The organism is Paraliobacillus sp. PM-2, from assembly GCF_001368815.1.
GTDB lineage: Bacteria > Bacillota > Bacilli > Bacillales > Amphibacillaceae > Paraliobacillus.
This window is the reverse complement of the sequence record NZ_CTEI01000003.1, coordinates 188,908-214,666: the sequence shown is the minus strand read 5'-3', so window position 1 is coordinate 214,666 and position 25,759 is coordinate 188,908. Positions and strand designations below refer to the sequence as shown.

The following is a 25,759-nucleotide window of genomic DNA, read 5'->3' as shown; positions in this document are numbered from 1 at the left end:
GACTTATCGTAGGGCGATTGGCGAAGACACCCAGTTGTTGGTTGATGAAGCTAGATTATATATGATATGAATACTTGTCTATCTTATCTAGTTTTGAAGGTGCATCCTTTAATTTAAAGGAATACAGACTAATTTCGCCACATCGTGTGGCAACGTCTGCATGACCTTCATCCTTGAAGGCCTAGTGACAATAGCGAAGAGGTCACACCTGTTCCCATGCCGAACACAGTAGTTAAGCTCTTCAGCGCCGATGGTAGTTGGGGCCTTGCCCCTGTGAGAGTAGGACGTCGCTAGGCAAGCCTTTTTAAATTATTAGTTTAGCTTTGTGAAGCAACAGGTTTATTAGACTATTTATTGTTCCACAGTAGCTCAGTGGTAGAGCAATCGGCTGTTAACCGATCGGTCGTAGGTTCGAATCCTACCTGTGGAGCCATATGCTTCCATAGCTCAGCGGTAGAGCACTTCCATGGTAAGGAAGGGGTCGCCGGTTCAAGTCCGGCTGGAAGCTCTGTGATGATTTTAAATTGGCCCGTTGGTCAAGTGGTTAAGACACCGCCCTTTCACGGCGGTAACACGGGTTCGAATCCCGTACGGGTCACCATTTGGAGGATTAGCTCAGCTGGGAGAGCACCTGCCTTACAAGCAGGGGGTCGCAGGTTCGAGCCCTGCATCCTCCACCATAAGCCGGCCTAGCTCAATTGGTAGAGCAACTGACTTGTAATCAGTAGGTTGGGGGTTCAAGTCCTCTGGCCGGCACCAGTTTCATTTAAATAATGATATGGAGGGATAGCGAAGTTGGCCAAACGCGGCGGACTGTAAATCCGCTCCCATCGGGTTCGTAGGTTCGAGTCCTACTCCCTCCACCATCTTTATAGCATCTTATTAACAGTGGATAAAGCACTGTTATTTTATTGGGCTATAGCCAAGCGGTAAGGCAACGGTTTTTGGTACCGTCATGCGCTGGTTCGAATCCAGCTAGCCCAGCCAGTTTAGTGAGCCATTAGCTCAGTTGGTAGAGCATCTGACTTTTAATCAGAGGGTCGGAGGTTCGAATCCTCCATGGCTCACCATTTTAATAAAATGGTGCATTGCGAAATAATAAGGGGCCTTAGCTCAGCTGGGAGAGCGCCTGCTTTGCACGCAGGAGGTCAGCGGTTCGATCCCGCTAGGCTCCACCATACATAATGTGTTAAGGGAATTGGACGTTATAAATAATGTTCAGTTCTTTTTTTATGGGCTTTTTGTCAAACAGGGTGAAAGTTTGATGAAAAATTTTGTCATATAACCTATTGCTAGTTAATTTAAAATCTTGTTAAAAAAGGGGATCAATCCGCATTTGAAGATATCGTTGCCTTTTATCAAGACAAGGTGTATCAAATATGCTTCCGTATGATAGGAAATACACATGAAGCAGAGGATCTGGCTCAAGAGGCTTTTATACGTGCCTTTGTAAATATCCATTCCTATGATGATAAACGAAAATTTTCTACATGGCTCTTTCGTATTGCAACAAATGTTACGATTGATCGTATTCGTAAAAAGAAGCCTGACTTTTATTTAGATGGAGAAGTGAAAGGTACGGATGGCTTGACTATGTATTCTCAACTTGCCAAAGAACAGCCATTGCCCGAAGAGGAAGTGGAGAGTTTGGAATTGCAATCTTATATTCAGCAGCAAATTATGAGCTTACCTACTAAATATCGTAGTGTTATTGCTTTACGTTTTGTTGATGAACTGTCTTTAGCCGAAATTAGTGAAATATTAGATATTCCTATTGGAACGGTTAAGACTAGAATTTATAGAGGAAGGGAAGCTCTTCGGAAAAAACTTCGTCACGTATAAAGGGATGTGAATACAATGAACTGCAAAAATGAATTTGTTAACTTAATGCATAAATATCTGGATGATGAGCTATCTTTGCAAGAAGAAAGACAGTTAAAAGCCCATTTACAAAAATGTGAGGATTGTCAGAAATATTTCCATGAATTAACGCGTACAGATACATTGGTTAAAAGTACAAGTACAATGCAGCCATCTTCTAATTTTACGACAAAAGTGATGGCTAATTTGCCCAAAGAGAAACGCAGATGGGGTTACATGCGCTGGTTTAAATCGCACCCTATCTTAACTGCAGCAGCAATATTCTTTGTTTTAATGTTCGGGAGTATTTTCTCAACATGGGATCAATCAGGGCAATTATCTGTCTCAAATGATCAGCATGTAATTATGGCTCTATTATATATGTTGGGGTATGAAAAAAATTAAGCAAAATAAAACACGCAAGCTCCTATATCCTTTACACTTGAATTGACGAAAAACAAACCAAAGGGATAGGAGATGCGTGTATATGCAGTTTAACATGAAATTAAACGTAATGCATTCGGCTTTAAACGATATGATCGATTAAGGTTACGTGTATTATTGCATCATCAATATAAAGATTTAGATTTTCAAGTAGGTTAAGGGATAGGAGCAAGTACTCCTACCCCAACATTTGACGTAGAACCGTAATTATTAAAGATGGAAAAGTTATTGTACCAGAGGGAGTTACAATTGAAGGTGATTTGGTAGTGAAAAATGTTGATCTACAGATTGATGGTAATGTAAATGGTAATGTTACATTGATCAATGGCGAGCATTTAATGGCTTCGGCTGGAAACATCAATGGAGAAATAGAACAAGTAAATCAAGTATTTGAGTGGATGTGGTATCACATTAAAAAGTTCGGGAAGAATATGATAAATTTGGCAAATTAACCTTTTAGATAAACAGAGTAATTTCATTAATTCTCTGTTTATTTTTTTAGAAATAATATTTGTTTTATTCTGCAAACTTACATACTTTTGGTATAATAATGAATAGATTATTAGAGTAATGTTTATGAACATTGCTTTATTTATGCTATAATGGACCAAGTCATTATTTTACAGATGGGACGATAAACAATGAGAAGAAGGAAGTGTAATTATGCTTGATGGGGGAGTAGATATATTTAATGTGTTGCGTATTGTAGTAGATATCGCCCTTATCTGGTATGTCCTGTATAAACTAATCATGCTTATCCGTGGTACCAAAGCAATTCAGCTACTAAAGGGTATCTTCGTTGTATTAGGTTTTTATCTTATAAGTTATTTTCTGAATTTGCAAACAGTACAAGTAATTATAGAGCAAGTTATTGTTTGGGGACCAGTGGCAATTATTATTTTATTTCAACCCGAGTTGCGTCGAGCGTTAGAACAAATTGGACGAGGGAGTTTTTTTACTCGTAATAAGAATTCAGAAGAAGAGATTTTGAATCAAGTAATTGATGCTATTACGAAATCATGTAACTATATGGGTAAACGTCGAATAGGTGCTTTAATTACCATTGAAAGAGATACGAATATGGGAGATTTCATTCAAACAGGAATACCGATTCACGGTCAACTTACGAATCAATTATTAACGAACATCTTTATTCCTAATACACCATTACATGATGGTGCTGTTATTCTTAAGCAAGATAAGATAGTCGCTGCTGCATGTTATTTACCGCTGTCAGAGAGCCCGTTTATCTCTAAAGAGTTAGGTACTCGTCATAGAGCAGCAATGGGAGTTAGTGAAGTAACAGATGCGTTAACAATTGTTGTTTCAGAGGAGACTGGTCAGATCTCTTATACAAAGAATGGTGAATTGCATCGTGATTTAGATCAAGAAAAACTTATGAATATGTTACGAAAGGATTTAGAGATTTATTTTATTAAATCCCCTACGGCAAAATCTTGGACTTGGAGGGGAAAAAACAATGAATGATTGGTTAAACAAACCTTGGGTTATTCGTGTGATCTCTTTAATATTGGCTTTGCTTATTTTTACTGTCATCAGATTTGATAACCAAGATAGCAATGGAGATGCGCTACGATTAGATTTATTCAGTAGCTCGCAAGAAACACAGATTGTAAATGATGTACCCATTAATGTAAAATTAGATGATAAGTATGCAGTAAGTGGTGTACCAGATACAGCTACTATTACATTAGAAGGGACAGTAAGTGTTGTTCAGTCTACCGCAACACAGCGGAATTTTGATGTATTTGTTGATTTAGAGGATCTAGAGCCTGGTACGTATACGGTTCCTTTAGAGTACGAAGGTATATCTGATCGATTAAATGTTACCATTGATCCTGAAGTAATTGAAGTTACCATTGAGGAGAGAGCGTCTGCAGAGTTTGAGGTAAAAGTAGATTATACAAATGAAAATCTATTAGCACCAGGATATGAATTACAGGAAGCATCAGTTAATCCTTCGACAGTTAAGATCACAAGTTCAAAGAGTGTGATTGACCGTATTTCTGTTGTTAAAGCCTTTGTAGATGTTGAAGGTATACAAGAGTCAGTAGAAATAGAAGATGTAAAGATACGTGTTTATGATAGTGAGGGTAATGAGTTAAGCGCTAGAATTGAGCCTGAAACGGTTGATGTGATGATAAATGTAGATAATCCAAACAAAAGTGTTCCTGTTAGTGTACAGACCACTGGAGAAACACCTGATGGTATAAAAATAACATCAATTACTCCCAATAAAGAAGAAGTACAAGTTTTTGCTTCAGAAACAGATTTGGAAGGGTTAACAGAAATAGAAACAGAAGCAATTGATCTAAGTGATATAAATGAAGATACCTCTATTGAGGTTAACTTAAATCAACTTGAATATGTTAGATTAATTAATCCAAATACAATTAGAGTAAATATCAAAGTAGATAGAGAAATTAAAACAACATTTGAAGATGTTTCTATAGAGATAAAAGATGTAGATAATCCTTACACTGCTTCATTTGTTGAGGAAACAAGTGGAGCAGTGGATATTACTGTGAGTGGATATGAATCAAAATTAGGAAAGATAGAAGCCTCTGATCTTTCTGTATCTGTTGATGCTTCTGATCTGAACCCTGGTAAACATGAACTTCCAATTGATATCAGTGCTCCAGAGGGATTAAATATATCTTTAGCAAGAGAAACAGTTACAATACGTATTGAATAAACTATTATTGTATGAAACTAACATTGAAAGATAACACTATTAACACAGTAGCAATGATAACGTGTTAATTAGGAACAAAGGAGAGGTACATTATGGGTAAATATTTCGGTACAGATGGGGTTCGAGGAGTTGCAAACCAAGGATTAACTCCAGAACTTGCATTTAAGTTAGGCCGATTTGGAGGATATGTACTAACAAAAGAGACGTCTAAAGCAAAAATTCTTATTGGGCGTGATACAAGAATATCAGGAAGTATGTTAGAAAATGCACTGACAGCTGGGCTTTTATCAATTGGAGCAGAAGTAATGCGTTTAGGAGTTATTACAACACCAGGTGTTGCCTATTTAACTAAAGCAATGAGCGCAGAGGCAGGTGTGATGATTTCTGCATCACATAACCCGGTAGAAGATAATGGTATAAAATTCTTTGGTCCTGATGGATTTAAGTTAACAGATGCACAAGAACAAGAAATTGAAGCACTGCTTGATGCAGAAACAGACGAATTACCAAGACCAATTGGTAAAGATATTGGACAAATTAATGACTATTTTGAAGGTGGACAAAAGTATATCCAATACTTAAAACAATCAGTTGATAACGATTTTGAAGGTATACATATTGCTTTAGACTGTGCGCATGGATCAACGTCTACACTAGCAACACACTTGTTCGCAGATCTAGAAGCTGACCTTTCAACAATTGGAACATCACCAGATGGTTTGAATATTAATGATGGTGTTGGTTCCACACACCCAGAAGCGTTACAATCATTTGTTTTAGACAAAGGGGCAGATGTTGGTTTAGCTTTTGATGGTGATGGTGATCGAATTATTGCAGTAGATGAACAGGGCACCATTATAGATGGTGATCAGATCATGTACATTTGTGCTAAATATCTAAACAGTAAAGGGCTATTGCATCACTCTACAGTTGTTTCAACAGTAATGAGTAATATTGGTTTCTATAAGGCATTAGAAGCAGAAGGAATGAAAAGCGATAAGACTGCTGTAGGAGATCGTTACGTGATGGAAGAAATGCGCAAAGGTGGCTATAACCTTGGTGGAGAGCAGTCAGGTCATATTATTTTCCTAGACTACATTACAACTGGTGATGGCATGCTAACGGCTTTGCAGTTAGTAAACGTCATGCAAGAAACAGGAAAGAAACTATCAGAACTCGCAAGTGAAATGGAAAAATTTCCACAAGTTTTAAAGAATGTGAGAGTAATTGATAGGCAACAAGCACTTATACATCCACGGATACAAGAAGTCATTGCTAAAGCAGAAGAAAAAATGGGTGATGATGGCCGAGTACTAGTACGCCCATCAGGAACAGAGCCACTTGTACGTGTGATGGTAGAAGCACCTACCATTGAAATATGCCATCAGGTAGCAGATGAAGTGGTACAAACAATTGATGGATTGTTAGGAATGAAACAATAGTTAAAAGGGTAGCGGAGTCTTTATAGACAAGCTACCCTTTTTTCACGCTTGCTTGAAAATATCATAGATTATAGTACCGAGAACCAAACCATACAGATGATTGATAAAAAAAAGATTGCTAGCTACGTTATTCTCGGGTAGAATAGAAATTGTTCTTTTTTTAAAGAGCGTTGATTCAAGCATAGAAAGGTGGATCGTTAAGCGAAAAGTAACACAAGCGCCTGAACTATTTTTCGAGCGGTGAAAAATAGTTGACGAGGTGGAGGTTCATTCGAATTAAGTCGGCGGGTACCTCCCGGTTGCACACATCTCCAACCGATAGGCTATCATTCGAAAACAATGAGGCGACTCGTTGTACAAGAATAATAGCAGATGATGTCAAAAACATCATGAGAAAGGGGCAAATAAACGCCCCGATGTATATAACAGGTTTCGTTTGTTTGCCTCTTTCATATTTTAGGAGGAAAACGAAATGTGTGGAATTGTTGGTTATATTGGACAAAATGATACGAAAGAAATTTTATTAAATGGACTTGAGAAATTAGAATATCGAGGTTATGATTCTGCAGGGATCGCAACACTTAATAATCATGGTCTGCATTTGTTTAAAGCGAAAGGTCGTATCGCTACGTTACGCGAAAAAATTGATGCAACGGTGGGGTCTTCTATTGGAATTGGTCATACTCGCTGGGCGACACATGGCGAACCAAGTGAAGAAAATGCACACCCGCACCAAAGCTCTTCTGGTCGATTCACCCTTGTTCACAACGGTGTAATTGAAAACTATTATGAGCTTCGTGATGCTTATTTATCAGATGTAGATTTAGTAAGTGAAACTGATACAGAAGTGATTGTACAATTAATAGAAGTGATATATAACCAGTTTCTAGATGTAGAAGAAGCTTTTCGTCAAACCATATCTCTGTTAAAGGGTTCTTATGCCATTGCGCTGATCGATGCAGAAGATCAGAATACGATATATGTAGCAAAGAATAAAAGCCCGTTATTAGTAGGAATAGGTGACGGATTTAACGTAGTCGCTAGTGATGCGATGGCAACGTTAAAAGAAACCGATCGTTATCTTGACATTCAAGATAAGGAGGTTGTGCTTGTCAATCGTAATTATGTAGAGATTCAAAATCTTGATGGTATTGCAGTAGAACGGGAACCGTTTATTGCTGAAATTGATACTTCAGATATTGAAAAAGGAACCTATCCACACTTTATGTTAAAAGAAATTGATGAGCAACCCTTTGTCATGCGTAAAATTATTCAAGCGTATCAAAATCAACAAGGAAGTATCAAACTAGATGTAGCTGTTCAAGATGCGATGTTAGAAGCAGATCGTATTTATATTATTGCAGCGGGCACCAGTTATCATGCAGGTTTAATTGGAAAACAAATGCTTGAAAACCTAGCTAATATACCAGTAGAGGTTCATATTGCTAGTGAATTTTCTTATAATATGCCATTACTATCTGCCAAACCATTGTTTATTTTTATATCACAAAGCGGTGAAACAGCAGATAGCCGTTCGGTATTAGTCCGGATTAAGGAATTAGGTCACCCAGCACTTACGATAACAAATGTCCCAGGTTCTACCCTTTCTCGTGAAGCAGATTATACCTTGCATTTATATGCAGGGCCAGAAATTGCAGTTGCTTCCACTAAAGCATACACTGCGCAAATTGCAGTACTAACGATATTAGCAGTTGCTACCGCTAAAGCTAAAGAAATGACATTAGACTTTGATCCATTACAAGAGCTAGCCATCGTATCAAGTGTAATGGAATCTTTAACAGATCAAAAAGATACCTTTGAACAAATAGCAAAAGATTTATTTGCTGAAACACGTAATGCGTTCTTTATTGGACGTGGTGTTGATTACTTTGTCGCACAAGAAGCGTCACTCAAATTAAAGGAAATCTCTTATATTCAAGCAGAAGGATTTGCAGGCGGGGAGTTAAAGCATGGTACGATTGCTTTGATTGAAGAAGGTACCCCAGTGGTTGCCATTGCTACGCAAGAAAATGTAAATTATTCGATTCGAGGTAATGTGCAAGAAGTGGCTGCACGAGGCGCAAAAACATGTATCTTTAGTATGGAAGGTTTAAGTCAAGCTAATGATGCCTTTATATTACCGCAGGTACATGAATTACTGACACCATTAGTAAGTGTCATACCAATGCAACTCTTAGCTTATTATGCAGCACTACACCGAGATTGTGATGTGGATAAACCACGTAATCTAGCAAAAAGTGTGACGGTGGAGTAAGAGGATTAGGTTAATAGTTTTTTATATTCAGTTTTTAGAATCATGTACCAATTAAATATAGCATTCTTTTATACACTTCTTCCTTTTATGAAAGGGGGGAGTGTTTTTAAATAACTTCATAGATCTTTAATAAAATTGCCACAGATGGGTGGAAAACAAACTAGAAGAGACAAGGATGGAAAAGGAAAAAAACATATTTATGTTATCACGTAAGAATTATTTTTATTAGTTAGAACGACTTGAAAAAATTGTTAGTTTATATATACTTTCAATTAATAATAGGTCATTTTGGTTTATAATTAATAGTATACATTAGTATTAAATCATAAAGGAGGAAGCGGATGTTTGGATTACTACCTGATGGGATTATCTTTGTATTGTTGTATGGCTTTTTACTTATTGGTCTATTTATAACTATAAAGACTTATCAATTGTGGGGAGAGGACCACATTTCTAAAAAGGATATAGTAATTCTTTTAATTTTATTTTTGTATAATATGTTAAATTTCATTATCATTTTTAGTATTTTGACTGTTCCGCCTACTGAAGCTTCGGGGAATGGGAATCCACATATTCCTTACATTGGATTATCTATGATTCTGTTTTTAGCCTTTAGTATATTAATTGCTAATCAAGGTTACACCAAATTAAAATATAAAAGTATGTCAATTAAATATTTAAGCTTGTTTTTTACATTAATCGTTATATTAATTTCATCATATTTACAGCTTAACTTTGTAGATAGTATAGAAAGAAAATTAAATTATTCAATGAATAATTGGTTGGAATGGTGGAAGGACATACACTTAAACAGCTTGTATTTTAATATTTTTACTTTTGTTTTAATAATAAGTTCTTTTTTATTTATTAGTATACTCTTTAGTTTATTTAAAAAAAATAGAATAGGAAGGCCTATGTTAAAGTAACATGTCAGAATGTTTAGGAGTGTTAAATTGGATAAAGAATCTTCTGTAAAGTTAAAAAGAAAAATTATACTTAACTTATTTATTGTTTTAAGTGTCATATTCGCATTGCAAGCTTGCTCTTTTAGTAATGAAGCTAAAGTTAGAATGGCTATAAAAAAGGTGAATGATTTATTTGTGGATTCAGATAAAGAAGACATCCAAGAGGGGAAATCAGGAAACATAAAGGCTTCAACAAATCAAAAACAAATTGAAAAAGCAATGGAAGCGATTGAAAAAATTGATACAAGTGGTGAGAACCAGACTGAAAACCAAGCGATTGTGTTTGGTCTTCAATTAGGTGTCTTAAATGCTCAACTCCAATTAGCAAAACGGGAAGGGACACAACAAGATTCTTCTAATAATAATAAAGGGGACGAAGAGCAGATAAAAGCGTTTTATCCAGACGAAAAGGATGTAGTTCTAAAGGATGGCAATTTAAAAAATAAAGACACACTTGAAAAGTTTATGAAAGTTGCTGGAGAAAATGGAGAAGACAATGAAAGTGAAATCAGGATAGTGAAGAATGAAGGGATAAAAGGTGTACTTATATATGATCTGAGATCAAGGTATGATAAAAATGCCGATCAGCGTTGGATTGAAGTTTACCCTGATTTGAGCTATTATAGCGCAGCAGAAAATGAATCGCAGGACGTTTTTAACCATGCTCCACAGCAATGCGGATTTATGTCAAAGGATGAAACAGAAGGTTATTATATATTGAATGAATGTAGAACAAATTTGGAGTATCGATTCCTTCCAATTAGTAATTAATTGATAAGAAAAGATAACGCATTTTGATAAGTAGTACTTGATCCTAAAATTGACACGAATTATGGTAAGTTACCAAATAAAATAGATTGAAAAAAGGTGCTCAAGCATGGTATAAGTATACAAGAGGCAAAGATATCTTTGCTTTTTATTTTTGTATAATAATAGGATTTTGTTCGAATGTGTCGATAATGAAAGGATTGAAATTTAGTTATGAAAGATAATTTTTGGCGTGATTTACCACGACCGTTTTTTATATTAGCACCAATGGAAGATGTGACAGATGTTGTTTTTCGTCATGTAGTGAGTGAAGCGGGTAGACCAGATGTGTTCTTTACCGAGTTTACTAATACAGAAAGCTATTGCCACCCAGATGGACATCAAAGCGTTCGCGGACGTTTGACTTATACCGAAGATGAACAGCCGCTGGTGGCACATATATGGGGGGATAAGCCGGAGTTTTTTCGTCAAATGAGTATTGGCATGGCGAAAGAAGGGTTCCGCGGTATTGATATCAACATGGGTTGTCCTGCACAAAATGTGGCAGGTAACGGTAAAGGTTGTGGCCTTATTCGTCGTCCTGAAGTTGCGGCAGAGCTAATACGAGCAGCCAAAGCAGGAGGACTACCTGTCAGTGTGAAGACGAGACTTGGTTATACAGATGTAGATGAGTGGCACGACTGGCTCACACACATATTGAAGCAAGACATTGTTAACCTTTCTATCCATTTGCGTACAAAAAAAGAAATGAGTAAAGTAGATGCCCATTGGGAGCTGATCCCGGAAATTAAAAAGCTACGTGATGAGGTAGCACCAAATACGCTTTTGACAATCAATGGGGATATTCCTGACCGTCAAACTGGTTTAGAGCTTGCTAACCAATATGGTGTGGATGGTGTAATGATTGGGCGTGGTATTTTTACCAATCCATTTGCCTTTAAAAAAGAGAAAAAAGACCATAATAGTAAGGAACTTCTTGATTTATTAAGGTTGCATTTGGATCTTTTTGATAAATATACTGCTGAAGAATCGCGTCCGTTCAAACCTTTACGTCGCTTTTTCAAGATATATGTACGAGGATTTAGAGGTTCAAGTCATTTAAGAAATGAATTAATGCACACCGAGACAACAGATCAAGTACGCGCATTGCTTGATCGCTTCGAGTCTGAGTATGGTGATGTAAGTGAATTGTAAGTAAACAATGTAAAAAAGTTATGATTTTTATAAATATATGTTAGAATTCGGCGAATACAGCGATAATCCGGCGAACACGCAGATAATTCGGCGAATACAGCGATAATCCGGCGAACACATTAGAAATCTACCACTTTTAATCCTCCTTTGGATGTATTCAGTCTGAAGGAGGGCTTTTTCTTTTTGAGAGGATTCATGTTGCTGCTTTCCACAACATATTGCAAGCAGCAGGACAATATGAATCCTTGTTAGTAGCAAATGATTTAAGACAAAAAGGTTATAAAGTTGAATATGAGATGAGTAATAAAAAATTAGGAAAAGCACTTGAAAAAGCAAATAAAGCAAACATTCGTAACGTAATCATTATTGGAGAAGATGAAATCAAAAACAAACAGCTTAAGATAAAAGACATGTATTCCGGAGATGAAAAGATTGAACCATATTTGTTTGCGCGAGTTTAAATAATGATCCAATTTAAATGAAGAGTTGACAATCATTAATCGTTAAGTGTATTGTTATAAGTAACTTTAAATGGAAGGGTGAACCAATTACATGAAGTATTAATCCTATTTACGAAAACAAACAATGTAAGGCTATGTGCAGATGTTCTCTGTTTTATTTTATTGTGCCTTTCATTGTCGTTTTTCAGGATAGGATTGGCTTTCTGTAGTTGGACCCAAGGGAGTAGTCTCTTTTTGGGTACACCTATATATTATAGTGCCTCCTATTCTGAATGCAGATGGGGGGCTTTTTGTTTCCCTTAAACTCGGAGAAAGGGGTTGTTTCGATGCTTTTATTCGAAGCGCAAGATATAAAGCAATATGTTCGAGATCGGTTATTACTGGATATAAATCACCTGCAAATTCATCATAATGATCGAATTGGCTTGGTTGGTCGCAATGGGTGTGGGAAGACAACGTTACTTCAAATCATAAGTGGGAAGATTACGTCAGAAGAAATGAAAATCAGGGAGCATACTTCAAGTGAACTATTGCCACAACTAAAACCAACAGGTACGACTAAAAGTGGTGGAGAAGTCACGCAAGAGTATATTCAACAAATGCTTTCTAGAAATGCGGAACTATTACTTGTAGATGAACCGACGACAAACCTTGATACAGATCACATTGAATGGTTAGAAAAGAAATTGAAAGGATGGCAAGGCGCATGTGTCATTGTTTCGCATGACAGAGCATTTTTAGATGCACTTTGTTCAACAATTTGGGAAATAGAAGAGGGAAAGTTAGCTGAATATAAAGGGAATTACAGTAATTATGTTAATCAAAAGGAAATAGAGAAGCGACAAAGGCAGCTGGCTTATGAAAAGTATGAAAGGGAAAAGAAGCAGCTGGAAGAAGCGATGAAATTAAAAGAAAAGAAAGCGCAAAAAGCGACTAAAACGCCAAAAAAAGTGAGTAAGTCGGAGTCGAAAATGACAAAACCATATTTTGCAATCAAACAAAAGAAATTACAAAAGACAGCCGCATCGATTGAAACAAGATTAGAGAAACTCGAAAAGGTTGAAAAAGTGAAAGAACTTCCGTCACTTAAGATGGATGTGCCAAATGAAGCAACGTTCAAAAATCGAATAATCATTCGTGCAGAGGATGTATCAGGTAGAGTGAACAAACGTCTTCTATGGAACAAAACAAGCTTCCATGTGCAAGGTGGCGATAAATTAGCAATCATTGGCCCGAACGGAAGCGGTAAAACATCACTAATTAGAAAGATTATAAATCAAGAACCTAGTATTACCGTTTCTCCATCAGTAAAGATAGGCTATTTTAGTCAGAATCTGAATATCTTAGCAGATGAAAAATCGATTTTGGAAAATGTCCAGTCTTCGTCAAAGCAAAGTGAGACATTGATTAGGACAGTACTGGCAAGAATGCATTTCTTTAACGAGGATGTTTATAAATGTGTAGGTGTTTTAAGTGGTGGAGAAAAGGTGAAAGTCGCACTCGCAAAACTATTTGTAAGCGATATTAATACGTTGATTCTAGATGAACCGACGAACTTTTTAGATATAGAAGCTGTGGAGGAATTAGAAGCACTTCTCCAAGCATACGAGGGTAGTGTAATATTCGTTTCTCATGATCGCCAATTTGTCGAGAATATTGCAACCCGAATATTAGAAGTTCGTAATCAGACCATACATGTATTTGAAGGAAACTATCAAGCGTATAAACAGAGCCAATTACAAGAAGAACAACATTTACATCATGATGATTATTTAGTACTTGAAACGAAAATATCTGAAGTGCTTAGTCGTTTAAGTATGGAACCATCTGAAGAAGTAGAACAAGAATTTCAAAGGCTTATTAAACAAAAAAGGGAATTAGAATAATTGAACATTATGATATAGTAAAACGTATAAGGAAGGAAAGGAGATGTTGTATTTATGTATAACAAACGAAATGCTGAGATTGTAATAAACGGGGAGGTATGCACAAAATAGTCTGCATCTAACCTCCCAAACGTTTATTATCTAAACTTTAGGAGGAAATGAAATTGAATACAATTAACATGAAAAACTTAGGACTTACTGAAGCATTTATCGAGGAGTCTAATAAACATAACAACCTTTATATTGGCCGTGTGTCATCGCAATATAAAAATGTCTATAAGGTGATTACGGAAAATGGTGAAATGGCTGCTGAGATATCAGGGAAGTTTCATTATAGTGTAAAAGATCCTTCTGACTATCCCGCTGTGGGAGATTTCGTTATGATGGATAGAATAAATGATTCACAAGGCAATGGAATTATTCATCATATATTGCCGCGTAATAGCACTTTTGCAAGGAAAGCGGCAGGAACAAAGGGAGACATACAGGTAGTTGCCACAAATATTGACACTGTCTTTATTTGTATGTCGTTAAATAATGACTTTAACCTTCGAAGATTAGAACGTTATATTTCTATTGCTTGGGATAGTGGTGCAATGCCTGTTGTTGTTCTTACAAAATCAGATTTATGTGAGGATATCGAGGCAAAAGTTAATGAGGTATCTTCCATTGCAATCGGTGTGGATATTCTTGTTACAACAAGCACGTCTGATGACAGCTACCAATCCTTAAAAAAATACCTTTCGAATGGGAAGACAGTCGCTTTAATAGGTTCATCAGGTGTTGGGAAGTCGACCTTGATTAATTGTTTGCTTGGTCAGGATATTTTAGAAACCAACGTGCTAAGAAATGATGATAAGGGTAAACATACGACCACAAGACGGGAACTCATTATGATTCCGGATTCTGGAGTTGTGATCGACACGCCTGGTATGCGAGAGCTTGGTATTTTTCATGCTGATTTGAAAAAATCCTTTGCTGATATTGATGAACTGGCTCAACAATGTAAGTTTAATGATTGCACGCATAAGAATGAGCCTAGTTGTGCAGTCCAACAAGCCATTAAAGATGGAGAATTATCACATGAACGGCTAGAAAGCTACTGGAAGTTGAAAAAAGAAACAAAGTATGAAGGCATGAATGCTAAAATGATTGAAAAAGAAAAAGCAAACGAAATGTTTAGTGCTGTGGGTGGCATGAAAAATGCCAAAAAATTCATTAAAGAACAAAATAAAAAGAAACGATAATGGTCTTAGATTGAAGTGATTGAAGTGAAAATTGTGAAATGTCTAATTTTCAGCTATCAGGAAATTTGGTGTAGGTCATTAATAATTAAGAGGCTAACTATTGTTAGCCTCTTTTCATTATGGCTTGAATTTTAATAACCTTAATGCGTTTAAAATAACTAGCAACGCTGCACCAGTATCACTTAATACAGCCATCCAAAGCGTCAGCCAGCCTGGGAATATAAATACTAGTGCGATTAATTTAATAAGAATAGAGAACCAAATATTTTGTTTAATAATCGTTAATGCTTTTCTACTTAGTTTAACGGTATGTGGTAATTGTTCTAGATTATCTGCCATTAAGATAATATCAGCAGTTTCCATCGCAGTATCTGTCCCCGCTCCTCCCATGGCAATTCCTAGGTCGGCAGTAGCAAGTGCTGGTGCATCATTAATGCCATCACCAACCATAGCAACCTTGTGGCCCTCTTGCTGTAGTTTTTTAATGGCATCTACTTTATCTTCTGGTAATAATTCTGCAAAATAGCGATTAACAGTTGTTTCGTTTGAAATCGTCTTAGCTGTGCCTTCGTTATCGCCGGTTAGCATAACTAATTGCTTGATTCCAACTTGTTTTAATCGTTTTAATGCTGTTAAAGTAGTCGATCGAATGGAATCTGCTACAGAGATGATACCCATTACTTCATTTTTTGTCCCTATGATTACTACTGTTTTACCTTGGTTCTGTATGTTGTTTATTTTTTTCTTGAGATGATCTGAAAGTACATTCATTTCTTCAAACAATTTTACATTTCCAGCATAATAAACTTGCTCATCGATTGTCGCTTGTACGCCTTTACCAACAATATTCTTAAATAATGTTCCATCTTTACTCTGAATGCCATGCTCTTTTGCATATGAAACAATGGTTTTTGCAATTGGATGTGTGGAGTGTATTTCTAGTGTTAATGCCAAGGAAACCAAGTCTTCTTCCGAGGTAGTTAGGGACTCAATTTTGTCGACTTTTGGTTTTCCTTCTGTTAGCGTTCCTGTTTTATCAAATGCTACTGCATCAATCGTTCCTGCTTTCTCAAGGAATGTTCCACCTTTGATTAAGGCACCATTTTTTGCAGCATTACCTATTGCTGAAACAATGGCTACAGGAGTGGATATAACTAAGGCACAAGGGCAGGCAACGACTAGTAATGCAAGTCCTTTGTAAATCCAATTATCCCAAGATCCAAAGCCAAGTACAGGTGGTATCACAATGGTCGCTAATGCAAGTACGAAAACAATTGGCGTATAAATACTAGCAAACTTATCAATAAATGCTTGCGTTGGGGCTCTTTGCTCTTGAGCTTCCTCAACTAAGTGAATGATTTTTGATAGGCTTGTGTCCTCTACTAACTTAGTAACTTTTATTTCAATGGATCCACTTTCATTAATTGTTCCTGCATATACCGTATCACCTATTAATTTATCAACAGGAATGGATTCTCCGGTAATAGGGGCTTGATTAACACTCGTTTCGCCTTGTACGATCTCACCATCTAATGGAATTCGATCACCTGGTTTAATCACTACCAGTTGTCCGACTGAAATATCATCAACTGGCTTTTTAACAAGTTCCGATTCTACTTTTACCCATGCCTCTGAAGGTGCTAGGTTCATTAAATTGCGGATGGAAGTTCTTGTCTGTTCAATGGAACGATTTTGCAAGGCATTACCTAATGCAAATAACCATACGACTGTCGCCCCTTCAAACCATTCTCCGATCAATGCAGCACCAATTGCTGCGGCTGACATTAGTACATTCATGTCTAAGGAACGACTTTTTATTGCATAATAAGCACTTCTTAGTGGTTTATAACCATTGATAACCATAGCAATAGCATAAAACATAGTAATAACTACAGTAGATAAATCATTGTATGAACCGATAAAACCGTAAGCAATTAAGATACCAGTGAAGGTAATTAAACCATATCCTTCTTTGTTTTTAGGTGTTTCTGTAGGATGATTCTTGTTTGTCTTTGTTACTAGTGAGGCTTTATAACCAAGTTTGGCTACTTCAGAAATAATATCATCAACACTATTTTCATGTTCCACCTTCATTTTGCCTGTCGAAAAATTTACCGTAACGGAATGAATAGTAGGAAGGGTATTCAAATGATTCTCGATACTTTTAGCACAGTTACTACAGTCCATTCCATGTACTAGATATTCCATTTTCTTACCTTTAGTAGGCGTTGGTTTAGCGGCTAGTGTTTCAGCATTTATCGTTATGTTTTCAGTTTTTCTATGGCAAGAGCTATTTTTATCGTTAGTAGTTAATGACTCTTCATTAGCACCACAACATTTATCACCCATTCGTTTCACCGCCTTAATCTATATGATTCTCACAACAAGCAATATCGTTTTGAACATCTTCAAGTACCACATCAAACATGGTGAGCAAATCACGTACGAGTTGATTACGCACACGATAATATACATATTTTCCATTTTGCTTTCTAACAATAAGCCCGCAGCCTTTTAAACAGGCTAGATGTTGGGAGATGTTTGATTGATTTCCATTTAGATCATCAACAATTTGAGAAACAGTTTTTTCTTCTTCCTTTATACTTTCAAGTATTTGAATTCTTGTTTTATGTGAAAAACCATGTAGAAATTTCATCTTAGTTTCCATATCGATTTTTACCAAACGGGTAACCCCCTCATATTAGTCATTGGTAATGTGTTTTGATATCATATTACCAACAACTAATATGTGTGTCAAATTATTTTCTGAATGAAGAAAACTCCCACCTACAACAGAGGTGGGAGCTTTTAATTCTAATATTTACTGATTTTTAGTAAGTTCTCTACGTTTGAACAGGAGTACACCAACCATAAGGATTAGTAGACCTACTAACATATAGTTATAGAAATCCATACTGGTTTCCGGTAATTCTTGTCCCTAACACAGTTCCATAGTGGGGAGAAGAATCACTAGGAAAATAGAATAACATATTATTAAATATATAAACGCTGTTGCATGTTAATGACCTTATGAAGCCATCAATCTATTTTGAAATTTTATTTATTACTTCAAATATTTGATTGTGCTTGGTAATCTTCTTTTAAGGCTTTAAAAAGAGATACAATCATAATTAGTAGTATAAAAGCGAAAGGAAAGGCCGAGACAATAGAGGCTGTTTGCAATGCCCCCAGTCCGCCGGAAGTAAGCAACACAGAAGCTGTTGCTGCTTGAATAACTCCCCAAATCATTTTTATCTTGTTTGGTGGATTTAAGCTACCATTTGTTGTTTGCATGCCTAGAACAAAAGTTGCAGAATCAGCAGAAGTAATGAAAAAGGTGCTAATCAACAATATTGCAACAATGGTTAATAATGAGCCGTAGGGAAATGATTCAAATAAACCAAATAAAGTTTCCTCTTTAGCTAGATCCGTCAAACCTGTATTAATACCATTTAACTCTTGAAATAAACTAGATCCACCAAAAACAACAAACCATAATGCACAAAAAATAGTTGGAATAAAAAGTACGCCAAAGATAAATTCACGTATTGTTCTCCCTTTTGAAATACGAGCAATAAAGGTTCCTACAAACGGAGACCAAGCAATAAACCATGCCCAATAAAAGACAGTCCAGTCTTGAATCCAATTATTGTGTTCTTCATTAAATGATGCCATTTGAAAACTAAGTGATGGTAGTGAATTAATATAGTTTCCAATAGTAGATACAAAGGTTTCAAATATAAATACAGTTGGTCCTAGTACAATCGTTAAAACAAGGAGTAAAACTGCTAAAGCGATATTTGTATTACTTAGATATTTAATCCCTTTACTTAAGCCTGTCCAAGCAGATAACATAAATAAAATGGTTACAATAGCAATAATAATTAGTTGTGTACTAAAGTTGTTTTTAATATCTGTTACATAAGATATTCCTCCACTAATTTGAGAAGCTCCCAAACCAAGAGAGGTTGCAACTCCAAAAATGGTTGCAAATACCGCTATAATATCAATTATGTTGCCAATCCAACCGTTTGCCCGATTTCCTATTAGGGGTTGAAATGTGGAACTGATAAGTCCTGGTGCGCCTCTCCTGAATTTAAAATAGGCGATAGATAATGCGATTACTGTGTAAATACTCCAGGTCTGTAATCCCCAATGAAAAACCGATGCCCTCAAAGCATTTTGAGCAGCTGCTATTGTTTCAGGTTGTGCATTAGGAGGGGATGCGAAATGAGCAAGAGGCTCTGCGGCGCCCCAAAATATAATTCCAATTCCCATGCCAGCACTAAATAACATAGCAAACCATGTAACTTTATTATATTCAGGTTTCTCTCCTGTTTGTCCTAAACGCATACTCCCGTATCGGCTAAACATAAGATAAATAGAAAATACTAAGAAGATAACAACAGAAAGGATATAAAACCAACCAAATTGTGATGTAAGGAAAGATTGAACGGTAGAAGTAATAGATTCTAAATTAGTTGGGGCTATTACCCCCCATAAAACAAAGATAGCAGAAATAAATAATGAAATCCAAAAGACTTTTCCGATTTTGTGCATAAAATGATCCCTCTTTAACATGGTGTAAAATTCATAGATGTCTTAAAGGTGATTTATAATTAAATCACAATCCTATTGTAATGAAAAAACCCTCCTTTATTAACGCTTAGTCTACTTAATAGTGTATATTGAACATCCTTTCTATTTTTAACATATGATAAATAAGGAAACAACTATTTTAATTCTTAGAATAGTTAGAGTTTTTATAAGAAAATAGCTTTCTTAACTAAAGTTTTTTAATAGAAATAGAATATTGATTTTATCTATAAAGAGAAAAAATAAAAATTAGTGTAAATAATACATAAATTAACTATTAATGCGTCTATTTGCGGATGAATTATATTAAATAAAATTAAAAATACGACAAACTATCTATTTAAAAAGGGAAGTAGAGTTTGTTAAAATAAAACTAAAAATAGGCAGAATTCAAAAAACTATCTTTTTTAATATTAAACAGTTGAAAGCATGATATGACAATTATAAATTTGATAAAGGCAAACCTACTGAAAAGTTGGGGCGCAAAACTATAAGGGGCTAAGGACATCACAATGTCTATGCTAGCCAGTTGCCGTAAAAACAAGTACACTCCCCTTGTTAGCGGTAGTGTGCTTTTTTATTGGAGGGAGGAAGGAGGTTCATCATGATTAAAAAATGGTCGATTTTATTATTGCTATTATTTTTTATATTTATATTAGCTGGGTGTAAAGGGGAGGAAGCCTCAAATAATGTAGATGCTAAAGCAGATGGTGATGCAGTATTATATGAAAATAAGATTTTTGATATATCTATTGCGCACAATTCAGATTGGAAATTTAAATCTGAAACTGAATCAGATAATTTAAATGTAATATTAAGTCACGGTAAATCACAGGCTATTATATCTTCTGTTTCAAGTAATCGGACATTTGAGGATATAAAACAAGAATTGAAAGCCGGGACTAAAAATATTGAAGTCATTTCAGAAGAAAATAAAACCTTGTCATATAAATCAAAATTAAAAGATGCTGTTCGTACGGATATATTTTTTGTAGAGCATAATAAATCAATAAATTTAATTGTTATATTTATGTCACCTGCTTCAGCATATGAACAAGCGAAACCCAATATGGAAAGTTTATTAAATCATATTAATAATTTATAAAGGGGAGAGATAGGTATGAAGAAACAGTTATTTAGCGTTGTTTTAGGCACTGGTTTACTAGTTGGTGGTGGACAAGTATTAGCAAATGAAACAGAAGAAGTGGTAAGTCCGTATTCAGAATTATATGATACAACTCGTTTGATGGAAGAAGTTGAGTATGAGTTAACGGAAGATAAAACGGATAAAGCTATTTTGCAAGATCAGTATGCAGCAGAGAGATTAGAAGAAGTAAAAGTGGCAGTAGAAAATGGAGATTCAGAGACTGCCGAACAATTAATCAATGAATCTGAAGCAAGTGCAAATCAAGCGGATGCTGACTTAACCGAGGCAAAATCTTCTGATGATGAAGATGCAGAAGAAGTAGAAGAAACTCTTTCAAAAAGCCTTGAAGAACGCACCAAAGAATTAACAGCTCTTATTGAGCGAGAAGATCTCCCAGAACAAGCAAAAATTAATATTTCTTATGTAATTGAGAAGTTGGGTAAAGTGAAAGAAAGAGCTGAAAAGCGAGAAGAATTACAGTCTAAGCTAGTGTCTGGTGAAATAACTGAAGATGAATTTAAGAGTGAAATGAAAACATTAGCTGATACATTTAAGGAAGAAGCGAAGAAGGATAGGGAAGAAGTGAAAAAGAAACGCGAAGAAATAAGAAAGAAACGAAAAGAAGATCGAAAAGAAAAAGCTAAAGAGCGCGAAGAAGATGCAGAAGAACAAGTAGAAGAAGCTGAAGAAGACGCGGAAGAGCAAGCGGAAGAAGCTAAAGAAGACGCAGAAGAGCAAGCGGAAGAAGCTGAAGAAGATGTAGAAGAGCAAGCGGAAGAAGCTAAAGAACGCGAAGAAGAGCGAAAAGAAGAAGCTAAAGAACGCGAAGAAGAGCGAAAAGAAGAAGCTAAAGAACGCGAAGAAGAGCGAAAAGAAGAAGCTAAAGAACGTGAAGAAGAGCGAAAAGAAGAAGCAAAAGAACGCGAAGAAGAGCGAAAAGAAGAAGCTAAAGAACGCGAAGAAGAGCGAAGAGAAGAAGCTAAGGAACGTGAAGAAGAGCGAAAAGAAGAAGCTAAAGAGCGTGCAGAAGAGCGAAAAGAAGAAGCTAAAGAGCGTGCAGAAGAACGAAGAGAAGAAGCCGAAGAGCGTGCAGAAGAACAACAAGAAAAAGCTAAAAAGCGAAAAGAAGATAGAGAAGATGACGATGAAGATGATGAGGAAGACGAAGATTAATTAGTAAGCTTAGATAATGTAGAAAAAGAAGGCAATAGATAAAATGAAGGCATCCTTTAAGAAAGGGATGCCTTTATTAATTTCCACTCACATCTATATATAGGGTTGTGTGATATAGTAGAATATATGTAAAGTATAAAAGGGAAGGAATCTATCAATGAAAAAGAAAAATACTTTAGAACATAAAATGAAGATGTATTTTTCACTTATCTTTTTTTCTACAATCATATTGTTAGGCCTTAGTATAATGCAGTATAGTAATAAGCAGTATCAAAAGCAAAGTTATCAATATTTAAAACATACTGTAGAGTCGAATATTAGTCTTTTAGATAAATATTTTAGCAGTTTACAGAATGTAGCACGAATAATAGTAAGTGACCAAGATGTAAGAACTGCAGTTGCCTACAGAAATCAAGTTGATGAAGTAGATTATTCAATTGAATTGTATAATCGTTGGAATGTAGATGAGAAATTACAACATCTAAAAATGTTTCCCTATGTTACGAATGCTGTAGTAGTTGGAAGTAATGAGAGGAGTATTTATTCTTATAAAGAAACGGTAAATGAAGATTATGATTTTGGAAATCAAAAATGGTATAAAAAAATAAAGGGAAAAGAAAGCGCTTCCGCAGGAAATAGTTTTTTTTCCAATTATCATAATACGGATTATTTAAAAAATGATAAAGGAAAAGAAACGATATCGATGGTTACGCCCATCTTAAATAAGCAAGCTTTCGATTTTAAGAATAATGCTTACCTCTTATCTGACGTAGATATATCGTCTATTCTCCTAGAAAACACTAGAGAAGATGGTGTGCAGCTAGCGATTACGAATGGTTCAGAATGGATTCATTTGCCTGAAATGGAAGGGGTAACAAAGGAACAGTTAGAAGAAATAAAAAAGAAAATAAATGGTGATAAGAAATATTTTCTGCTTAAAGGTAAAGGGTGGAGAGATCATGATTTATTAGTTGTTCGGAATACAACTAATACTACTGGATGGAACATTGTAGGCATTCAAAGTCTTAAAGGGATACAAGAAACGAAGATAACTGTATTTCTATTCATTATAGCAATAATTATTTTATCAGGTATTATAATTGCAGTTGTCTCTGGTTTTATTTCGAAAACCATTTTAAATCCAGTAAACCAACTAATTGGTAGCTTTAATAAAATTGCTCAAGGTGATTATTCTGTTAAGTTCGAGCAGAATAGCAGCGAGGAAATATCAAAACTCTCACGAACAGCAGAGAATATGATTCAAAATATGTTACATCTTTCAAATAAAGTTTTAGAAGAACAGAAAAAGCTATCAAAGGCACAAATTAGATCGTTACAAAATCAAATTAATCCACATTTTTTTAATAATGCTTTACAATCTATAAAAGCGCTTTCTATAAATGGTGAAATAGATAAAATATCAAAGTTAAGTACATTATTAGGTAAAATGTTATCATATTCTGTTTATCAGCCATATGAACAAGTCGCGCTTCAAACAGAATTAGAATATACCGAACATTATATTATGATACAAAATGTCCGGTTTGAAGGTAAGATTTTTTATTCTATTGACTGTGAAGAGGAACTAAAAAATGTAAAGGTTCCCAAATTAATTATTCAACCTGTCGTTGAAAATGCTTTAAAACATGGATTCGAGAGTCAAGATAAAGGGTTTTTAAATATTTCAGTTGAAAAAGAAGGAGAAGACGTTTGTATACTTGTTACAGATGACGGTAAGGGTATTGAGGAAAATATGGTGAAAGTAATAAATGAAGAATTACATTACAAAGACTCCTATTCCACTCAGAAAAGTATCGGTTTACTTAACGTAAATCAACGGGTTAAAGGTGAGTTTGGTCAAGCTTATGGTTTGCATGTTATTTCTAAAAATAAAAAAGGTACGACCGTTATTATCAATCTTCCATATATCATGTAGAGGGGGATCAACATGTTAAAAGTATTGTTAGTAGATGATGAATTACTTACTATTCGTATGTTAAAGCGTTTAATTGATTGGGAAAAGTTTAACTTTGAGTTAGTTGGTTATGCAAAAGACGGAGAAGAAGCCTATGAAGCATATTTAAAATATGAACCAAATATTATTATCACAGATATACAAATGCCCAATATGACTGGAATGGATTTTATTAAGAAAGTTAGAGAGACGAATAAACAAACAAAAATCATTCTAGTTAGTGCTTATGGCGATTTTTTAAATATACAAGCAGCTATGAAGATGGGATGTTCAGATTATATTTTAAAGCCGATTGATGAGCAAGAATTAAATGAGGCCTTAAAGAGAGTAGCAGAAAAAATAGACGTTGAAGAAGAACAAAAGCGAATGATTAATAAAAGTGAATTACAAATAAAAAAACTTCAGTTATGGAATTACATGAAAACAGGCGTGAATACGCATCATATTTTAAAACTCCAAAAAGGATATAATCTAAATTTTGAAAGCTATTATATCTTAATTTTTGAGTTGTATTACAATACCATCGATGAGTTTGTTAATATGCAAAATATTGAATCATTACAGATGGGATATATTACACGTATCATGAATCATAAGCTTAGTGATTATCAAAATATTCTTTTTGAATTTGAAGGTAGTTCATGGATAGCTTTATTATCTGGTATAGATCAAGAAACACTTGTTTATCTAAGTAGAGAGATTATAACGACACTAAAGGAAGACTTTCATATAAATGTAAAAGCATGTTTTAGTGATTGTATAAATGAATTAGAAGACTTACCAATGAAATACAAGCAAACAAAACTTTTATGTAGATATAATTTTTATGTGGATACAGAAGATATATTAGGCTATGGTTATAATTGTAAAGAAGAAGATTTTAAACAAATTCAACGTAATACATTAGTAAGCGAAGTGGAAGAAGCTTTAAAAGTAAAAGATATTGCCACTATAGAAAAGCTGTTAAATGAAATCTTTTATCTATCTAAACATATTAATCCGTTTGAATTAGACCTTATTTATGAAATGTGTTTTGAAATTATTATGATTATGAAAAAAATTATTTCCGATAAAAGTAAAAAGACAGTGCAAATGGATGATATACTATCTATCTCTTATCAAGATATATTAGAGTTAAAATCAATAAATAGCCTTAAAGATTATATGTGGAAACTAATAACAGAAATTCTAAATCAACATGAACAACATAAACAGCAATATAGTGATCTAGTTAAAGAAGGGATAACGGTTATAGAGAGTAATTATAATAAGAGTCTTTCATTAGAAGACATATGTAATGAAATTTCAATAAGTAAAAACTATTTTTGCTATTTGTTTAAGCGAGAAGTAGGCACTAGTTTATGGCACTACTTAACGGAATTAAGGCTAAAGAAAGCGAAGGAACTTTTATTAGAGACAGATATGAAGAGTTATGAAATATCCTTTCAAGTAGGCTATGATAACCCGAGCTACTTTTCGAAATTGTTTAAAAAATATGAAGAAATGACACCTAATGAATTTCGAAAACAAATGCAGAAACAGTAATAAACTTGTAGAAATGAATAATTTTCTTTCTTTTTTTATTTTGTAACCTTCTTTATAGTGAAGGG

General features: G+C 35.0%; 19 protein-coding genes, 9 tRNA genes, 1 rRNA gene, 2 pseudogenes, 1 riboswitch and 1 other annotated feature (1 of these 33 cut by a window edge). Of the genes and pseudogenes, 27 read left to right on the top strand and 4 right to left on the bottom strand.

The window, feature by feature from the left end; genetic code table 11:
- Window positions 1–21, top strand: a sequence feature (16S ribosomal RNA rRNA prediction is too short) (it extends 284 nt beyond the left edge of the window).
- Between the two features lie 159 nt (window positions 22–180).
- From rrf to rsgA, 23 genes and pseudogenes are all read left to right on the top strand, one after another.
- Window positions 181–296, top strand: a 5S ribosomal RNA gene (rrf, locus tag BN1058_RS13690).
- A gap of 62 nt (window positions 297–358) precedes the next feature.
- Window positions 359–433: transfer RNA gene (locus BN1058_RS13685), tRNA-Asn, on the top strand.
- A gap of 3 nt (window positions 434–436) precedes the next feature.
- A tRNA-Thr gene (locus BN1058_RS13680) sits at window positions 437–508 on the top strand.
- A gap of 18 nt (window positions 509–526) precedes the next feature.
- Window positions 527–601: transfer RNA gene (locus tag BN1058_RS13675), tRNA-Glu, on the top strand.
- Window positions 602–604: 3 nt separating this feature from the next.
- Window positions 605–680, top strand: a tRNA-Val gene (locus BN1058_RS13670).
- A gap of 3 nt (window positions 681–683) precedes the next feature.
- Window positions 684–759, top strand: a tRNA-Thr gene (locus BN1058_RS13665).
- A gap of 21 nt (window positions 760–780) precedes the next feature.
- Window positions 781–866: transfer RNA gene (locus BN1058_RS13660), tRNA-Tyr, on the top strand.
- 46 nt (window positions 867–912) lie between these two features.
- Window positions 913–987, top strand: a tRNA-Gln gene (locus BN1058_RS13655).
- A gap of 7 nt (window positions 988–994) precedes the next feature.
- Window positions 995–1,070: transfer RNA gene (locus BN1058_RS13650), tRNA-Lys, on the top strand.
- A 32-nt stretch (window positions 1,071–1,102) separates the two neighbouring features.
- Window positions 1,103–1,178: transfer RNA gene (locus tag BN1058_RS13645), tRNA-Ala, on the top strand.
- A 133-nt stretch (window positions 1,179–1,311) separates the two neighbouring features.
- Window positions 1,312–1,842 (top strand): annotated as a pseudogene (gene sigW / locus BN1058_RS13640) (RNA polymerase sigma factor SigW); the annotation flags it as partial.
- Between the two features lie 15 nt (window positions 1,843–1,857).
- Window positions 1,858–2,265: an anti-sigma factor family protein gene (locus tag BN1058_RS13635; protein ID WP_090858911.1), complete on the top strand. Its 408-nt coding sequence runs from the start codon at window positions 1,858–1,860 to the stop codon at window positions 2,263–2,265.
- A gap of 305 nt (window positions 2,266–2,570) precedes the next feature.
- The gene (locus BN1058_RS13630; RefSeq protein ID WP_090858908.1) at window positions 2,571–2,756 is read left to right on the top strand and encodes a hypothetical protein; all 186 of its coding nucleotides are present in this window, start codon (window positions 2,571–2,573) and stop codon (window positions 2,754–2,756) included.
- A 211-nt stretch (window positions 2,757–2,967) separates the two neighbouring features.
- Window positions 2,968–3,792 (top strand): diadenylate cyclase CdaA, encoded by an 825-nt coding sequence (cdaA, locus tag BN1058_RS13625; protein ID WP_090858905.1) that lies wholly within the window; start codon window positions 2,968–2,970, stop codon window positions 3,790–3,792.
- On the top strand, window positions 3,785–5,020 hold the full coding sequence (locus BN1058_RS13620; RefSeq protein WP_090858903.1) for a CdaR family protein: 1,236 nt from the start codon (window positions 3,785–3,787) through the stop codon (window positions 5,018–5,020). Before cdaA ends, BN1058_RS13620 begins: the two co-directional genes overlap by 8 nt.
- Before the next feature lie 92 nt (window positions 5,021–5,112).
- Complete coding sequence (gene glmM / locus BN1058_RS13615) at window positions 5,113–6,462, top strand: phosphoglucosamine mutase (protein ID WP_090858900.1); 1,350 nt, start codon at window positions 5,113–5,115, stop codon at window positions 6,460–6,462.
- 472 nt (window positions 6,463–6,934) lie between these two features.
- Window positions 6,935–8,737 (top strand): glutamine--fructose-6-phosphate transaminase (isomerizing), encoded by a 1,803-nt coding sequence (gene glmS / locus BN1058_RS13610; protein ID WP_090858897.1) that lies wholly within the window; start codon window positions 6,935–6,937, stop codon window positions 8,735–8,737.
- A 341-nt stretch (window positions 8,738–9,078) separates the two neighbouring features.
- Window positions 9,079–9,663, top strand: a complete 585-nt coding sequence (locus tag BN1058_RS13605; RefSeq protein WP_090858894.1) for a hypothetical protein — start codon at window positions 9,079–9,081, stop codon at window positions 9,661–9,663.
- A gap of 27 nt (window positions 9,664–9,690) precedes the next feature.
- Entirely contained in the window at window positions 9,691–10,473 is a 783-nt protein-coding gene (locus BN1058_RS13600) for a hypothetical protein (RefSeq protein WP_090858891.1), read from the top strand.
- Between the two features lie 210 nt (window positions 10,474–10,683).
- The gene (locus BN1058_RS13595) at window positions 10,684–11,664 is read left to right on the top strand and encodes a tRNA dihydrouridine synthase (RefSeq protein ID WP_090858888.1); all 981 of its coding nucleotides are present in this window, start codon (window positions 10,684–10,686) and stop codon (window positions 11,662–11,664) included.
- A gap of 245 nt (window positions 11,665–11,909) precedes the next feature.
- Window positions 11,910–12,125 carry a His/Gly/Thr/Pro-type tRNA ligase C-terminal domain-containing protein gene (locus BN1058_RS13590; protein ID WP_141652159.1) on the top strand — a complete coding sequence of 72 codons (216 nt, stop codon included), beginning with the start codon at window positions 11,910–11,912 and terminating at the stop codon, window positions 12,123–12,125.
- 326 nt (window positions 12,126–12,451) lie between these two features.
- Complete coding sequence (locus BN1058_RS13585; RefSeq protein WP_090858882.1) at window positions 12,452–14,011, top strand: Vga family ABC-F type ribosomal protection protein; 1,560 nt, start codon at window positions 12,452–12,454, stop codon at window positions 14,009–14,011.
- Between the two features lie 158 nt (window positions 14,012–14,169).
- Complete coding sequence (gene rsgA / locus BN1058_RS13580; RefSeq protein ID WP_255307087.1) at window positions 14,170–15,258, top strand: ribosome small subunit-dependent GTPase A; 1,089 nt, start codon at window positions 14,170–14,172, stop codon at window positions 15,256–15,258.
- A gap of 117 nt (window positions 15,259–15,375) precedes the next feature.
- Here the strand turns inward: rsgA and BN1058_RS13575 are convergent, their stop codons facing one another.
- From BN1058_RS13575 to BN1058_RS13560, 4 genes and pseudogenes are all read right to left on the bottom strand, one after another.
- Complete coding sequence (locus BN1058_RS13575; RefSeq protein WP_090858876.1) at window positions 15,376–17,607, bottom strand: heavy metal translocating P-type ATPase; 2,232 nt, start codon at window positions 17,605–17,607, stop codon at window positions 15,376–15,378.
- A gap of 13 nt (window positions 17,608–17,620) precedes the next feature.
- A complete protein-coding gene (locus tag BN1058_RS13570; RefSeq protein WP_090858873.1) occupies window positions 17,621–17,941 on the bottom strand; it encodes an ArsR/SmtB family transcription factor in 321 nt (106 codons plus the stop codon).
- A 138-nt stretch (window positions 17,942–18,079) separates the two neighbouring features.
- A pseudogene (locus BN1058_RS14625) lies at window positions 18,080–18,178 on the bottom strand (LPXTG cell wall anchor domain-containing protein); the annotation flags it as partial.
- A gap of 149 nt (window positions 18,179–18,327) precedes the next feature.
- Complete coding sequence (locus BN1058_RS13560; RefSeq protein ID WP_090858867.1) at window positions 18,328–19,818, bottom strand: glycine betaine uptake BCCT transporter; 1,491 nt, start codon at window positions 19,816–19,818, stop codon at window positions 18,328–18,330.
- A gap of 483 nt (window positions 19,819–20,301) precedes the next feature.
- Window positions 20,302–20,391, top strand: a riboswitch (cyclic di-GMP riboswitch).
- A gap of 67 nt (window positions 20,392–20,458) precedes the next feature.
- Between BN1058_RS13560 and BN1058_RS13555 the strand changes: the two genes are divergently transcribed.
- From BN1058_RS13555 to BN1058_RS13540, 4 genes are all read left to right on the top strand, one after another.
- A complete protein-coding gene (locus tag BN1058_RS13555) occupies window positions 20,459–20,959 on the top strand; it encodes a hypothetical protein (protein ID WP_090858864.1) in 501 nt (166 codons plus the stop codon).
- 15 nt (window positions 20,960–20,974) lie between these two features.
- Window positions 20,975–22,174: a DUF5667 domain-containing protein gene (locus BN1058_RS14225; protein ID WP_141652158.1), complete on the top strand. Its 1,200-nt coding sequence runs from the start codon at window positions 20,975–20,977 to the stop codon at window positions 22,172–22,174.
- Window positions 22,175–22,331: 157 nt separating this feature from the next.
- Window positions 22,332–24,110 carry a sensor histidine kinase gene (locus tag BN1058_RS13545; RefSeq protein WP_090858861.1) on the top strand — a complete coding sequence of 593 codons (1,779 nt, stop codon included), beginning with the start codon at window positions 22,332–22,334 and terminating at the stop codon, window positions 24,108–24,110.
- Between the two features lie 12 nt (window positions 24,111–24,122).
- Window positions 24,123–25,694: a response regulator transcription factor gene (locus BN1058_RS13540; protein WP_090858858.1), complete on the top strand. Its 1,572-nt coding sequence runs from the start codon at window positions 24,123–24,125 to the stop codon at window positions 25,692–25,694.
- The last annotated feature ends 65 nt before the right edge of the window (window positions 25,695–25,759 follow it).

Bases quoted from the DNA above. Each gene is read 5' to 3' on its own strand.
- BN1058_RS13555 (WP_090858864.1), top strand. From the start codon at position 20,459: ATGATTAAAAAATGGTCGATTTTATTATTGCTATTATTTTTTATATTT.
- BN1058_RS13575 (WP_090858876.1), bottom strand. From the start codon at position 17,607: ATGGGTGATAAATGTTGTGGTGCTAATGAAGAGTCATTAACTACTAAC.
- cdaA (WP_090858905.1), top strand. From the start codon at position 2,968: ATGCTTGATGGGGGAGTAGATATATTTAATGTGTTGCGTATTGTAGTA.
- glmS (WP_090858897.1), top strand. From the start codon at position 6,935: ATGTGTGGAATTGTTGGTTATATTGGACAAAATGATACGAAAGAAATT.
- rsgA (WP_255307087.1), top strand. From the start codon at position 14,170: ATGAAATTGAATACAATTAACATGAAAAACTTAGGACTTACTGAAGCA.
- BN1058_RS13605 (WP_090858894.1), top strand. From the start codon at position 9,079: ATGTTTGGATTACTACCTGATGGGATTATCTTTGTATTGTTGTATGGC.
- BN1058_RS13545 (WP_090858861.1), top strand. From the start codon at position 22,332: ATGAAAAAGAAAAATACTTTAGAACATAAAATGAAGATGTATTTTTCA.
- BN1058_RS13540 (WP_090858858.1), top strand. From the start codon at position 24,123: ATGTTAAAAGTATTGTTAGTAGATGATGAATTACTTACTATTCGTATG.
- BN1058_RS13635 (WP_090858911.1), top strand. From the start codon at position 1,858: ATGAACTGCAAAAATGAATTTGTTAACTTAATGCATAAATATCTGGAT.
- glmM (WP_090858900.1), top strand. From the start codon at position 5,113: ATGGGTAAATATTTCGGTACAGATGGGGTTCGAGGAGTTGCAAACCAA.
- BN1058_RS13560 (WP_090858867.1), bottom strand. From the start codon at position 19,818: ATGCACAAAATCGGAAAAGTCTTTTGGATTTCATTATTTATTTCTGCT.
- BN1058_RS13620 (WP_090858903.1), top strand. From the start codon at position 3,785: ATGAATGATTGGTTAAACAAACCTTGGGTTATTCGTGTGATCTCTTTA.
- BN1058_RS13585 (WP_090858882.1), top strand. From the start codon at position 12,452: ATGCTTTTATTCGAAGCGCAAGATATAAAGCAATATGTTCGAGATCGG.
- BN1058_RS13595 (WP_090858888.1), top strand. From the start codon at position 10,684: ATGAAAGATAATTTTTGGCGTGATTTACCACGACCGTTTTTTATATTA.
- BN1058_RS14225 (WP_141652158.1), top strand. From the start codon at position 20,975: ATGAAGAAACAGTTATTTAGCGTTGTTTTAGGCACTGGTTTACTAGTT.